The 13,195-nt window shown below is 63.3% G+C and carries 11 protein-coding genes; 3 read left to right on the forward strand and 8 right to left on the reverse strand.

Features of this window, described 5'->3' with window-relative positions:
* Positions 1-221: 221 nt before the first annotated feature.
* The 5 genes from BM045_RS11100 to BM045_RS11120 form a co-directional block, all read right to left on the reverse strand.
* Positions 222-1,037, reverse strand: coding sequence for a DUF2189 domain-containing protein (locus BM045_RS11100; protein ID WP_092183254.1), 816 nt, complete (start codon positions 1,035-1,037; stop codon positions 222-224).
* A 281-nt stretch (positions 1,038-1,318) separates the two neighbouring features.
* Positions 1,319-2,926 carry a glycoside hydrolase family 43 protein gene (locus BM045_RS11105; RefSeq protein ID WP_092183256.1) on the reverse strand — a complete coding sequence of 536 codons (1,608 nt, stop codon included), beginning with the start codon at positions 2,924-2,926 and terminating at the stop codon, positions 1,319-1,321.
* Between the two features lie 66 nt (positions 2,927-2,992).
* A complete protein-coding gene (gene xylA, locus BM045_RS11110) occupies positions 2,993-4,300 on the reverse strand; it encodes a xylose isomerase (RefSeq protein ID WP_092183258.1) in 1,308 nt (435 codons plus the stop codon).
* Positions 4,297-5,760, reverse strand: coding sequence for a xylulokinase (gene xylB / locus BM045_RS11115; RefSeq protein ID WP_092183260.1), 1,464 nt, complete (start codon positions 5,758-5,760; stop codon positions 4,297-4,299). The genes xylA and xylB overlap by 4 nt, the downstream gene beginning before the upstream one ends.
* Positions 5,761-5,851: 91 nt before the next feature.
* Entirely contained in the window at positions 5,852-6,910 is a 1,059-nt protein-coding gene (locus BM045_RS11120) for a LacI family DNA-binding transcriptional regulator (RefSeq protein ID WP_092183262.1), read from the reverse strand.
* A gap of 103 nt (positions 6,911-7,013) precedes the next feature.
* Between BM045_RS11120 and BM045_RS11125 the strand changes: the two genes are divergently transcribed.
* Together BM045_RS11125 and BM045_RS11130 are read left to right on the forward strand one after the other, a co-directional pair.
* A complete protein-coding gene (locus tag BM045_RS11125; RefSeq protein WP_092183264.1) occupies positions 7,014-8,024 on the forward strand; it encodes an aldose epimerase family protein in 1,011 nt (336 codons plus the stop codon).
* Positions 8,025-8,347: 323 nt separating this feature from the next.
* Positions 8,348-9,052 (forward strand): helix-turn-helix transcriptional regulator, encoded by a 705-nt coding sequence (locus BM045_RS11130; protein ID WP_092183266.1) that lies wholly within the window; start codon positions 8,348-8,350, stop codon positions 9,050-9,052.
* Positions 9,053-9,158: 106 nt separating this feature from the next.
* On the opposite strand, the gene BM045_RS11135 is transcribed toward BM045_RS11130, so the two are convergent.
* The gene (locus BM045_RS11135) at positions 9,159-9,800 is read right to left on the reverse strand and encodes a cold shock and DUF1294 domain-containing protein (RefSeq protein ID WP_092183268.1); all 642 of its coding nucleotides are present in this window, start codon (positions 9,798-9,800) and stop codon (positions 9,159-9,161) included.
* A gap of 131 nt (positions 9,801-9,931) precedes the next feature.
* On the opposite strand from BM045_RS11135, the gene cfa reads away from it, so the two are divergent.
* A complete protein-coding gene (gene cfa / locus BM045_RS11140) occupies positions 9,932-11,050 on the forward strand; it encodes a cyclopropane fatty acyl phospholipid synthase (RefSeq protein ID WP_092183270.1) in 1,119 nt (372 codons plus the stop codon).
* A gap of 43 nt (positions 11,051-11,093) precedes the next feature.
* On the opposite strand, the gene BM045_RS11145 is transcribed toward cfa, so the two are convergent.
* Complete coding sequence (locus tag BM045_RS11145; RefSeq protein ID WP_092183271.1) at positions 11,094-11,549, reverse strand: NUDIX domain-containing protein; 456 nt, start codon at positions 11,547-11,549, stop codon at positions 11,094-11,096.
* The gene (locus BM045_RS11150; protein ID WP_092184149.1) at positions 11,549-13,072 is read right to left on the reverse strand and encodes a YifB family Mg chelatase-like AAA ATPase; all 1,524 of its coding nucleotides are present in this window, start codon (positions 13,070-13,072) and stop codon (positions 11,549-11,551) included. The genes BM045_RS11145 and BM045_RS11150 overlap by 1 nt, the downstream gene beginning before the upstream one ends.
* Between the last annotated feature and the right edge of the window lie 123 nt (positions 13,073-13,195).

The raw sequence follows: 13,195 nt of genomic DNA on the forward strand, positions 1-13,195 counted from the left end.
GGCAATCGTAAAGCGTTCCTCGATCGATAACTGGCGGTAGTTCGACATGGCAACATCTGTGTGAGCTGTTGCACTTCGTTTGTGAACTCAGAGGGATCCATCCTGAGATGGTTCAACAGCCGCAAGGTGGTTCCAACGGACGACCTAGCGGCCGTGGCAGGATCTCGAGATGGATCCCGGCTCAAGGCCGGGGTGACACCGTGGGTTTGGGGGGTATCGCGTCAAATACCCCGGATCATCGACGCCGGCTCCACCACGTTGCGATAGAGATGCCAGGTGGCGTGGCCGAAAATCGGGATGACCACCGCGAGGCCCACGAAGAGGGGCAATGAGCCGAGGAATAGCCCAGCGCCAACGATGACGCCCCAAGCCAGCATGGGGACGGGATTGGCGAGCACCGCCCGGAACGAGGTTTCCATGGCGACGAAGGCACCGACGTCGCGGTCGAGCAGCAGCGGGAAGGCGATGACGGTGGTGCAGAGCGTTACCAGGGCAAATAGCGCGCCGAGCATGGAGCCGGCTATAATAAGGGTCATGCCGCCGGGTTCGGTGAAGACCTGCGCCATCAGCCCGGTGAACGTCTGCGGCGTGGAGGAACCGAAAATGCTTTCGTACAGTGCCTGAGCGGCGGTCAGCCAAAGGGTGAAGACCACGAAGAGCATAACGCCGATGACGGCGATCGAGCCGATGGCCGGCGATTTCCGCACGGCGAAGGCATGCGACCACGAGGTATCGAGCCCCTGTTCGCGGCGGCGGGAGATTTCATAGAGACCGAGCGCGGCAAAGGGGCCGATCAGCGCGAAGCCGCCGACCAGCGGATAGAGCAGGGGCCAGGTGTGAAAGCCGTTCATCCAGACGGTCAGCACGATACCGATGATGGGATAGATCAGCACCAGAATGGCGTAATGGCTGGGTTTTTCCCAGAAATCAGCCAGGCCGTGGCGCAGCGCATCGCCCAGGTCGGACAGAGAAATGGTTCGGATCATCGGCATATCGAGCTTGTCGCCCGCGCCGGCGAGGACGTGGAAATTGGACATGGCTTCGGTCTCCGTTTCAAGGAGGTCCCGAGCTTTCCGCCAGCGCTGCCCCAGACGTGTGGCGCAAATTCGCGACCGCAACAAAGGGGAGTGTAGGCCAGGTGTGGCGGATTGTCGCTAGGGATCGGGGGATTGTGATGGGGGGGCGAGGAGATCGGATTACCCCCACCTAGCCTCCCCCTGATAGGGGGAGGGACCGCCCGGTGTGTTGGCCAGATGTTGCCCCGAGCACGATCGGACACCTCCCCCTTTTCAGGGGAGGTTGGGCGGGGGTATTCTTGCTAGATCTCGTAGCGATCGCTCTCGTGCTTCACCGGCCGATAGGTGAAATAATCGAAATCAGCCGCCAGCGCCGTGCCATTCAGATCACTCGCCGCTACACCGACAAACGCCCCGGTGAAGCTGCCGTGGGCTTGGTGGCCGCCGCATTCGTCGGACAACAGCGAGGCATCCAGCACCGGGCCGATCGGCTGTAGCGCCGCATCGCCGACGGCATAGAAGAACTGCAAAGCCTTGCCGCGAATGGTCAGGGCGAGCTTGACCTTGCCGGTATTGGGGATCTGCACCGGTTGGGAAATCGTGAGGTTTCCATCCGGCCAGGAAGCTTCTGAATTCAGAAGCAGCAATTCCCGCTGTCTGTCGGCGTGGGCGGTGACCGTCAGATAGAAGAAATTGTAGCGGCTGTAATAGGCGGTGAGGCCGGCGAACTGACGTTCGTCGGTCGGCGAGAAGTCGAGGACGGTTTCGGCGTCATAGGAGAAGTGGGTCTGGCGGCGGGCGACCAGCGCTTGTTCAAACCAGGAGCCGATGCTCTCGCGACCAAACAGACGGAGCTTGCCGGTGTCGGTCGAGAAGATCCGCTCGGGCTCTGGCGTGCGCAGCCACTGGAAATCGGGTGGCAGGCCCTTGTCGAACGTGTAGCGCTGCTCGGCCCAGTAAGGAGTGTCGTCGCGGGTGCCCGGGACCTCGACATGCAGCGAGGGCACCGGGCCCTGTTTCACGTGAATCCAGCCGTCCTCGGTCCATTCGGCTTCCTGGATGGCGGTTTCGCGGCCGAGCACGCAGCGGCGTTCCTGGGTGGTGGGGCGGCCGGTGAGATGGACCAGATAGGTCTTGCCCTCGGGCGTCTCGACCAGATCGCCATGGCCGGCGCGCTGCAGGGCGGCGAAGGGGGCGTCCTTGCTGGTGAGGATATGCTTGTCGGGATGGGTTTCGTAGGGACCGTCGATATTGCGCGAGCGGGCGAAGGTGACGGCGTGGTCATAGGCCGTGCCGCCCTCGGCGGTGAGCAGATAATACCAGCCGTTGCGCTTGTAGAGATGCGGGCCTTCAACGAGCTTGAGGTCGGTGCCCTGGTAGATATTGCTGCGCGGGCCGACGAGCTTTCCGGCCTTGGGATCGAACTGCTGCAGGGCGATACCGGCAAATTTCAGCGGCCTTGTGCGGTGATCCCACATCATGTTGACGAACCACTTCTTGCCGTCGTCGTCGTGGAACAGGCTGGGGTCGAAGCCGGAGGAATTGATGTAGATAGGATCGCTCCACGGGCCTTCGATCCGGTCGGCCGTGACGATGTAGTTATGCGCGTCCTTGAAGGAGCCGTCCTTGCGCTTGACGTCGGTATAGACCAGCCAGAATTTTTTGCCGTCATGGCTGAGGCAGGGGGCCCAGACGCCGCAGCTATCGGGATCACCGCGCATGTCGAGCTGCGCTTTGCGGGTCAGCGGGCGGGTGACGAGGGTCCAGTTGGCGAGATCGGTTGAGTGATGGATCTGCACGCCGGGAAACCACTCGAAGGTCGAGGTGGCGATATAGTAATCCGCGCCGACGCGCAGGATGGACGGATCCGGATTGAAGCCCGGCAGGATGGGATTGGTGATCTGGGGCATAGGTCCTCCTCAGGCATGCCGGGGCCGCCCCTCCCAAGGGAGGGGCGGTTTTACTGATGGGCTGCTTCAGACGAAGCGGTTGATCAGGTTTTCGAGATATTCCTGCTGGCCGGATTTGGGCTGGGGGTTGATGCTATCGGCATCGACCTTGGCGGCGAGATCGGCCAGCGAGAGCTTGCCGCCGAGGATGTCCTTGCCCAAGGCGCCATTCCAGCCGGCATAGCGGGCGTCGACCACTTGGTCATAGGTGCCGTCTTCGATCAGCGCCGCAGCGGCCTTGAGCGAGCGTGCGAGAACGTCGAGCCCACCGATATGGCCATGCAGCAGATCGGCCGGATCGAGCGACTGGCGGCGGACCTTGGCGTCGAAATTCCAGCCACCGGAGTTGAGGCCACCGGCTTTCAGGATCTGGTAGAAGGCCAGCGTGGTTTCCGGCACCGAATTGGGGAACTGGTCGGTGTCCCAGCCGGACTGCAGGTCGTTGCGATTGGCGTCGACCGAACCGAGAATGCCCAGCGACGCGGCCAGCGCCAGTTCGTGCTCGAAGGAGTGGTTGGCGAGGAAGGCGTGGCCGACCTCGATATTGCATTTCACCTTGGTGTGGAGGTCGTACTTGCGCAGGAAGCCATAGACCGTGGCGACGTCGAAATCATACTGGTGCTTGCTCGGCTCCTGCGGCTTGGGCTCGATCAGAATCTGGCCCTTGAAGCCGATCTTTTCGGCATGCTCGATGACGAGATGCAGAAAGCGGCCCATCTGGTCCTGCTCCTGGCCGATCTTGGTATTGAGCAGGGTTTCATAGCCCTCACGGCCGCCCCACAGCACATAATTGGCGCCGCCCAACTCGTGGGTCAACTCCAGCACATTCTTCACCTGACCTGCCGCATAGGCGAAGACTTCCGGGTCGGGATTGGTGGCGGCGCCGGACATATAGCGTCGGTTGGAGAAGAGGTTGGCCGTGCCCCAGAGCAGCTTGGTGCGGCTGGTCTCCATCTTGCGGGCAAAGATCTCCCCGATCTGGCGGACATTGCGGTTGCTCTCGGCGAGCGTCGCGCCTTCAGGGGCGATATCGGCGTCGTGGAAGCAGAAGAAGGGCATGTCGAGCAGGTCGAACAGTTCGAAAGCCACATCGGCCTTGAGCTTGGCGCCCTCCATCCCCTTGTCGAACCAGGGACGGTCGAAGGTGCGGCCGCCGAAGGGATCGCCGCCCTCCCAGGCAAAGGTGTGCCAATAGGCAACGCCGGGGCGGATATGGTCTTCCATCCGCTTGCCGAGGACGATTTCGTCCTTGTTGTAGTGGCGATAGGCCAGCGGGTTGGAGCTCTGCGGCCCCTCAAACTTGACCGGCGCAATGCCCTTGAAAAAATCAGTCACGAACGTGCCTCCTCGATGGCGGGGTAGAGCGCGCGATAGCGCGCATATTGGTCGGCATAGGCAGCCGACAGGTTTTTATCGGGTGCGATGACAGTCTTGATCGGCGGCAGGGTCATCACCGTCTGCGGCGATGCGCCTTCGGCGGCACAGAGCGCCAGACGAGCTGCGCCGAGCGCACCGCCGAAATCGCCATCGGCGGGCAGGGCGATTTCCATGTCGAGATTGGTGGCGATCATTCTGAGCCAGAGATTGGATTTCGAACCGCCACCCACCGCAAGCAGGCGATCGATCCTGGTGCCAGCATCGGCCAGCACGCGCTGGCTGTCGCGGAAGGCAAAGGTCACGCCCTCCATCACCGCCTGGGCCAGCTTGGCCGGATCGCTGGAATGGCTGAGTCCGACAAAACTGCCGCGGGCGGCGGCATTATTGTGTGGTGTGCGTTCGCCCGAGAGATAGGGCAGGAAGATTTCCTCACTGGGGCCACCGAACTGACGTTCTGCGGCTGCCGAGAGTTCGGCCTGTTTCTGGCCGGTGATCTTGCTCAGCCAGTTGAGCGAATCGGTCGCCGAAAGAATGACGCCCATCTGGTGCCAGGTGTCGGGAATGGCGTGGCAGAAGGCGTGGACGGCGCCTTCGGTATTGGGGCGGAACTTGTCGTTGGAGACAAAGATCACGCCTGAAGTGCCGAGCGAGACAAAGCCCTCGCCGGGGCGAATGGCGCCGATGCCGCAGGCCGCGCCGGCATTATCGCCCGCGCCGCCGGCGATGACGACATTGCCGCCCATGCCCCAGCGCTGGGCGAGGTCTGTCTTGAGCTGGCCGGAGACTGCCGAGCCTTCGACGAGGCGCGGCATGTGCGAGCGGGTGAGGCCGGTCAGTGCTAGCAGTTCGCCGGACCAGTCGCGCTTGGCCACATCGAGCCAGAGGGTGCCGGCGGCGTCGGACATATCTTCCACATAGTCGCCGCTCAGCAGCAGGCGGACATAGGCCTTGGGCAGCAGGACCTTTTCGATCTTCTCGAAGATCTGCGGCTCGTGCTTGCGCACCCAGGCGATCTTGGGGGCGGTGAAGCCGGGCATGGCGATATTGCCGGCGATCTGGCGAAGGCTCGGAAGTGCGGCTTCCATTTCCTTGCATTCATTGGCCGAGCGGCCGTCATTCCAGAGAATGGCTGGGCGCAGCACTTCGTCATTCTTGCCGAGCAGGGTCGCGCCATGCATGTGGCCGGAGAGGCCGATGCCGCGGACTTTTGCCAGTTCGAGCGGATGCTCGGCCTTGAGCTTGTCGATCGCGGCAAGGGTTGCGGTCCACCAATCGGCCGGGTTCTGTTCGGACCAGCCGGGGTGCGGCCGCACCGGCTCGACGGCAGCCGCCGCGGCCTCGCCCAGCGCCCGGCCATGGACGTCAATCAACAGCGCCTTGACGCCGGAGGTGCCGATATCAATACCGAGATAGGTCATGAGGCACGTACCTCATCGACGGGTAGCAACAACATCTGAACGTCCTCCCGGCCCATTTTTGGGCCCCGCCGGTATAGTGATTGCCGACTTCTTACCTGAGATTGTCGCGCAGGAAAATGCCGATTTCAATGGGGTTGGTGGTGCCGGCATGCTTGCCGCCCAAAGCCAGCATGCGGGCGGTGGCAATGGCCTCGCGAATTTCGCCGTCCGGATTCTGGTCGAGCACCACGTCGATGGCGCCGGAGCGCAGCCCGTGCCGGGTCGGGTCGGTCAGTTCATGGGCGATAACACGAATGGCGCCAGAGCGGCTCGAGGCGTCGAGCGCGGCGACCAGGCCGGCATTGCCGGCCCCGAGATTATAGATGCCGGCGAGGTCGGGGTGTTTGGCCAGGAGGTCGGCAATGATCGTCTGAGTTTGGGTGCGCTCGTCATGGCCTTCCACCGGGCCGATCAATTGCAGCGCCGGAAACTCCGCTGCCAGTCCGGCCTTGAAACCGGCCAGGCGATCGGAGTGGTCGCGCAGATGCAGCGAGCCGGCGATCAGGGCAACCGTGCCGCCCTGCGGCAGGAAGCGGCCCATCAGCGAGGCGGCGGTGCGGCCGGCGGCGACATTGTCGATGCCGATGAAATGGCGACGCTGCGTGCCCGGCAGGTCGGACACCAGCGTCATCACCACGACGCCGCGTTTGCTGGCCGCATCGACCGCCGCCTGCACCGAGGGCTCTTCGCTGGCGACGATGATGGCGCAATCGCAATGCTGCGGATCGAGCGCATCGAGGCTTTGCGCCAGGGCATCGGCATCGAGCGCGCGAACGCGCCGGGTCTCGATATGTAGGCGATCCCCTAGGGCAGGACCGGCACGGCGATCCACTGCGTCGGCGAGGCTTTGCATGAATTCGTTAGAGCCGTCGGGAATGATGAAGCTGAGTTTGAGGTCGCGCGCCCGCGCCAAAAGCGAGGCGCCGAGGTCACGCTGGAAGCCGATGCGGGCAATGGCCTCTTCGACCTTTTCGACGGTTGCGGCACGGACACCCGGCCGGGCATTGAGCACGCGGTCGACGGTGGCCAGCGATACGCCGGCCGCGCGCGCCACGTCATGCACTGTTGCCCGGCGTCTCAACCCGATCTCGTTCACATGTGGTCCCTGCATATCCTGGTCGGACCTTTGGCGGGCAGCGACAAAAGGTCAAGTGCGACGTTGCAGCGTCACGAAAAAGCAGGCTACAGGTGACCCCGCAATTGAGGAGGCACAGATGGCCATTGCGGTTTCGACATTCGGTGAGTTCAAGGGTAAGCGGGTGGACCAGTTCCGCCTGACCAGCACCACCGGGGTCAGCGTCGACATCATCGGCTATGGCGTTGCGGTGCGCGACTGGCGGGTGCCGGTGGCCGGTGGCGATCGTTCGGTGGTGCTGGGTTTTGACAGCATGGCGGCCTATGCCGAGCACAGCCCGCATTTCGGTTCGCTGGCCGGCCGCGTTGCCAATCGCATCAAGGGCGCGTCGTTCGAATTGAATGGCAAGACCTACAAGCTCCCCGCCAATGCCGGTGATCTGCAGTTGCATGGCGGCGACGAGGGTCTCGGCCGCCAGGTCTGGGACGGTCAGGTCGACGAGGGCAATAATTCGGTCCGCTTCACGCATTTCTCGCCCGATGGCGCCATGGGCTATCCGGGCAATGTCAACTTTTCGGCGACCTATACGCTGAAGGGTAATCGACTGCGTCTGGAGCTCGCTGCCACGACCGATCAGGCCACGCCGATCAGCCTGGTGCAGCACCAGTATTTCAACCTCGACACCACGGCAGACGTGCTGGACCACACCATCTCGATCAATTCCTCGGCCTATACCGCGCTGGGTGATGATCTCGCGCCAACCGGCGCTATCCTGCCGTCGCGCGGCACGATCTATGACCTGCGCACGCCGCGGACCATGCGCGATGCCAATGGCCAGCCAGTCGACTATGACATGGGCCTCACCCTCGACACCGGCCGCAGCCATAGCGAGCCGATCGCCACGGTGGTCTCGCCAGCCAAGGATCTGACGCTGAGGCTGTGGAGCGACCGTCCGGGCGTGCAGGTCTATAATGGCGTCTGGACCGACATTCCGGTGCCGGGCCTCGACGGCAAGAGCTACAAGAAGCACGCCGGTTTCTGCCTCGAAGACCAGGCCTATGCTGACGCCGTGCACAATCCGCATTTCCCCAATGTGATTTATTCGCCGGAGCGGCCGTACAGCCACTGGTGCGAGTTCGAGATCGCTTAAGTCCGCAGATACATCATGCTTTGCCCCACCCCCACCCGACCCCTTCGGGGCCACCCTCCCCACAAGGGGGAGGGATAAGAGGCATCGAGCCCGCTGAACCATGGCTTCCCTCCCCTGAATGGGGAGGGATTGAGGGTGGGGTGATGGATCGCCACCGAGGTCATTTCTGGCACTGCTGCGCCATGTCTCATGACTTAATCTGACAGCACTTCCCCACATCCTCTCTCCAGTACGGAGAGACATATGTCCTTGTTCGTTCCATTACGCTTGCTTGGCGACAGCGCCGGAATCTGGCACGGCTATGGCCCAAGGGAGAATTCGGCATGGACAAGACCGAGCGGCTGTTTGCGGTCATGGATGCGTTGCGGCGGCATCGCCGACCGGTCACGGCTGCGGCGCTGGCCGAAGAGCAGGGCGTTTCGGTGCGGACTCTGTACCGCGACGTGCAGACGCTCATCGGGCTCGGCGCGCCGATCGATGGCGAGGCGGGGGTTGGCTATATGCTGAAACCCGGCTTTTTCCTGCCGCCGCTGATGTTCACGCCCGAAGAGCTGGAAGCGCTGGTGCTGGGGGCCCGCTGGGTCGGCGCACAGCCCGATGACGGGCTGGGCCTCGCCGCCAAGAATGCCCTGGCCAAAATCGCCACCGCCTCGCCGGAAGACCTGCGGGACCGGATCAATGATACGGGGCTATGGCCGATGGCGATGTGGAGCCAGAGCGGGCGAGCGCCGATGCCGCTGCTGGGACAGGTTCGGCTGGCGATGCGCACGGAAAAGGCTTTGGCCATTTCCTATGAGGATGAGGCCGGCAATCCGTCGGACCGGACAATCTGGCCGGTTCAACTAGCCTATTACGAGGGCAAGCAGACCATTGCCGCCTGGTGCTGCCTGCGCGAGGCCTTCCGGCATTTCCGCACCGACCGCATCGTGGCGCTGACCGTTACCGAGCTGCGCTATGGCAAGCGGCGCGTGGTGCTGGAGAAGGAATGGCGCGATAGCTGGGAACAAGACCGGCGAGGCGAGCGGTGAGAGGATCGCCAGTCGGCCATAGGCCTCATGGCCTTCACGCTTTAAATCGCTCCACCGGAGCGATTTGCCCTACGGGGCGGCGTGAAGTTCCACGTGAATCACTGCGTTAGAAAAATCCACCGAAGACGCCATGCAGCCAGCCGAAGGCCAGGGCGGCGAGGCCGAGCGTGTGGACCAGAGCAATGACCCAGGTTTGCGCCACGAAAGCCGGCTTGACCGTCTTGTGACGGTAGAATTCCTGCGCTGCGAGCCCGCCGATAATGCCAAAGCAGAAGTCGACCAGATGCAGATTGCTCTCGCTGACGCGATATTTGCCGGTCATCGCATAGAGCTTGTCGAAGCGATATAGCAGGGCCGAGCCGGCGCCCATGGCGGCATAGAGCAGGCCAATCCACACGGGCGCATGCTCGGTGGCGATGGCCGACAGAATCAATAAGGTCATCAGCGTGGCGGCCGTCATGCGCAGGCCGAGTTTGTAGCGCGAGACCGTGTTCGAGGGCCGCGTCGCCTCGCGCAGGGTGGGCGCAGCGATGGGTGCCGTGGCTGTGACGGTGACCACCACTGCGGCAGGACGGCCATTGCGGCCCTTGCCAATCTCGAAGGTGACAGTGTCACCCAGCTTGGGGCGGGCGCCGTCGGTCAGGCTCGAAATATGGACATAGTAATCGCGTCCGGCGTCGTCGCGCACGAAGCCGTAGCCGCCCTTGTTGTTCCACTGAACCAGTTCGCCCGAGCGTCGCATCTGCATCCTATTGGCACGTCTGCGTGAGCAATAGGATGCGCCGGTTAACGCATCTTCACCAGAGCGGTAAAGCCTGTTGATCGGCAAAATGCCGTCAATATACTTGGGCCATCGTCGAGACGCTCAGGTGGGCCTCCATGTCCCAATCCGCCAGAGACTTTGTCGTCACCCAGCTCGAAAAAGCCGGCCTGGTCCTTGATGGGACAGCGCCCTGGGATCCGCAGGTGCATGACCAGCGGCTGTGGGCGCGGCTATTGCGCGACGGCACGCTGGGCCTAGGCGAAGCCTATATGGACGGCTGGTGGGATGCGGCGGCGCTGGACCAGTTCCTCTATCGGCTGGCCAACGCGCGTATTCAGGATGCCTTTCCGAAGGATCTTGCTGTGATGTGGAGCGTGGCGCGCGGGCGATTGCTCAACCTGCAGCGGCTGCGCATCAGCGAGGTGGGCGAGAAGCATTACGACATCGGCAATGACCTCTATGCCGCCATGCTGGACCAGCGGATGATCTATTCCTGCGGCTATTGGCAGGGCGGCGCCCAGGATCTCGATGCGGCACAGGAGGCCAAGCTGGACCTGATCTGCCGTAAGCTCGGGCTGGAAAAGGGCATGCATATTCTCGATATCGGCTCCGGCTGGGGCGGGTTTTTGCAGTTCGCGGCAGAGCGTTACGGGGTCAACGGGCTGGGCGTCACCATCAGCCGGCAGCAGGTGGCGCTGGCCAATGAACGGCTGGCGGGACTGCCGGTCGAGACGCGGCTGCTGGACTATCAGGCACTCGAGGGACAGTTTGACCGCATAGTCTCGATCGGCATGTTCGAACATGTCGGCTACAAAAATTACGCCGCCTATTTTCGCAAGGCGGCAGAGCTGTTGCGGCCGGATGGGCTGATGCTGCTGCATACGATCGGCGGGCACCAGTCGACCACGCATGGCGATCCTTGGAGCGAGAAATACATCTTCCCCAATGGCATGCTGCCCTCGGTGGGCCAGATCGGCAAAGCGATCGAGCCGTATTTCGTGATGGAGGACTGGCACAATTTCGGGGCCGACTATGACCCCACGCTGATGGCCTGGCTGAGCAATTTCGATGCCGCCTGGCCCGTGCTTTCAGCGCGCTATGACGAGCGCTTCCGTCGCATGTGGCGCTATTATCTGTCGGTGTTTGCTGCGCTGTTCCGGGCGCGCCATATCAGCCTGTGGCAGGTGGTGCTGTCGCCGCGCGGTGTGGCCGGCGGCTATGGCTCGATCCGCTAGGCGGATTCACGTGAAACACTTATCCACAGACTTGTGCACAGGCTCAGAACAGCAGCTCGCGCAATGGCAGCTTGACCGCACCCGGAAAGCCGGAAGCGAGGTCGCGGGTGAAGCGGGTGCGCAAGGGCTCGGGGAAGACATGGCCTTCGGGCAAGGCGTCGAGCGCAAACCAGTTGGCTTCGACAATGCTTTCGCCCTCGGCCGGATTGGCGGAGATGTAGATCTCGCCATCCATGTAGTCGGCCAGGAACCAGAACTTGAGCAGGCGTTGGCTCTCGCTCCAGCCTTCGTCGATATAGGCGAGCCGTGTCGCCATCGCCTTGATGCCGGTTTCCTCGAAGGTCTCGCGCTCGGCGGCGCGGGCCAGTTCTTCATTGCCTTCCACCCCACCGCCGGGCGCCACCCAGAAGTCATGCACGCCCGGACGATGATGGCGGACGAGGAGAATCTTGTCGTCGCGGATCACCAGGGCGCCGCAGGAAATCTTGTGGCTTTGCATCAGGCTACTCCCAGGTTCAGCCGATAACTCAGCGCCTCCGCTATATGAGGCCGACCCACTTTGTCGACCCCGGCGAGGTCGGCCAGCGTGCGCGCCACTTTCAACACGCGGTGATAGGCGCGGGCGGAGAGATGAAAGCGCTCGGCGGCCTGCAATAGAAGTGCCTGGCTTTCGCGATCCGGATTGACCACCGCCTCGATCAGCGCCGACCCGGCGGCGGCATTGGTGAAAATATCCGGTGCCCCATGTTCGGCAAAGCGCTGGCGCTGTCGGTCTCGGGCCCGCGCCACGCGCTCGGCCACGGTGACCGAGCTTTCGGCCTGACCTGCGGGCGCGATCATGTCGGCTGCGGTGACGGCCGGCACGTCGATGCGAATATCGATGCGATCGAGGAAGGGGCCGGAGACGCGGGCCTGGTAGTCATCGGCGCAGGCCTTGCCGCGCTTGCAGCTATGGCCCGGCGTGCCGGCCATGCCGCATTTGCAGGGGTTCATCGCGGCGATCAGCTGCACGCGGCTGGGATAGGAGACCCGCGCATTGGCCCGGGCGATGACGGTTTCGCCGGCTTCAAGCGGTTGGCGCAGACTGTCGAGCACGCTGGGGGCAAATTCGGGCAGTTCGTCGAGGAACAGCACGCCATTATGGGCAAGGCTGACCTCGCCGGGCCGCACCCGCAGGCCGCCGCCGACCAGAGCCGCCATCGAGGCCGAATGATGCGGCGCGCGGAACGGGCGTCGATCCGACAGCGCGCCGTTGACCAGTTCGCCGGCGATCGACTGGATCATGGAAATATCGAGCAATTCTCGCGGATTGAGCGGCGGCAGGATGGAGGGCAGGCGCGCCGCCAGCATGGATTTTCCCGAACCGGGTGGCCCGATCATCAACATGTTATGGCCGCCAGCGGCCGCCACTTCCAGTGCCCGCCGCGCCACCTGCTGGCCGCGAACGTCGACGAGATCGGGCAGCGCGCCATTGGGCAGGTATTTAAGCGGCTTGGGCTGCATGGCGAGTTGGTGGCCTGTCAGGTGATTGACCAGAGCCAAGAGGCTTTCGGCGGCGATGATATCGAGATCTTCGCCTGCCCAGGCCGCCTCCGCGCCAGAGGGCGCCGAGCAGATCAGCCCCAGCCCGCGGCTCTGCGCGGCAATCGCCGCCGGCAATATGCCGCCGACATGGGCCAGCCGTCCGTCGAGGCCGAGTTCGCCCAGCGCGAGGTAATTGTCCAGCGCATCGCGCGGCATGGCGCCAATTGCGGCCATGATGCCCAGCGCGATCGGCAGGTCGTAGTGACTGCCCTCCTTGGGCAGATCGGCCGGCGCCAGATTGACGATGATGCGCTTGGCTGGAATGCCGAGGCCCGAGGCGATCAGCGCGGCGCGAACCCTCTCGCCCGATTCATTGACTGCCTTGTCGGGAAGGCCGACGAGAATGATCTTGGGCAGGCCCGGCGTGATATTGACCTGCACGTCGACCGGCACCGCTTCGATGCCCTGAAATGCCACCGTCGCGACGCGCGTGACCATCATGTCTGCCCCCAGCCGGACGCAGACTATCCCGGCCTATGCTTCTGATCAAGAACATAAAGCGAACAAAATACGGCCTGTTAACCATGCGACTTGCCACAAGGGTAAACCTAATCGCCCGTT

The sequence above is a fragment of the Devosia sp. YR412 genome (genome assembly GCF_900110945.1).
Classification (GTDB): domain Bacteria; phylum Pseudomonadota; class Alphaproteobacteria; order Rhizobiales; family Devosiaceae; genus Devosia.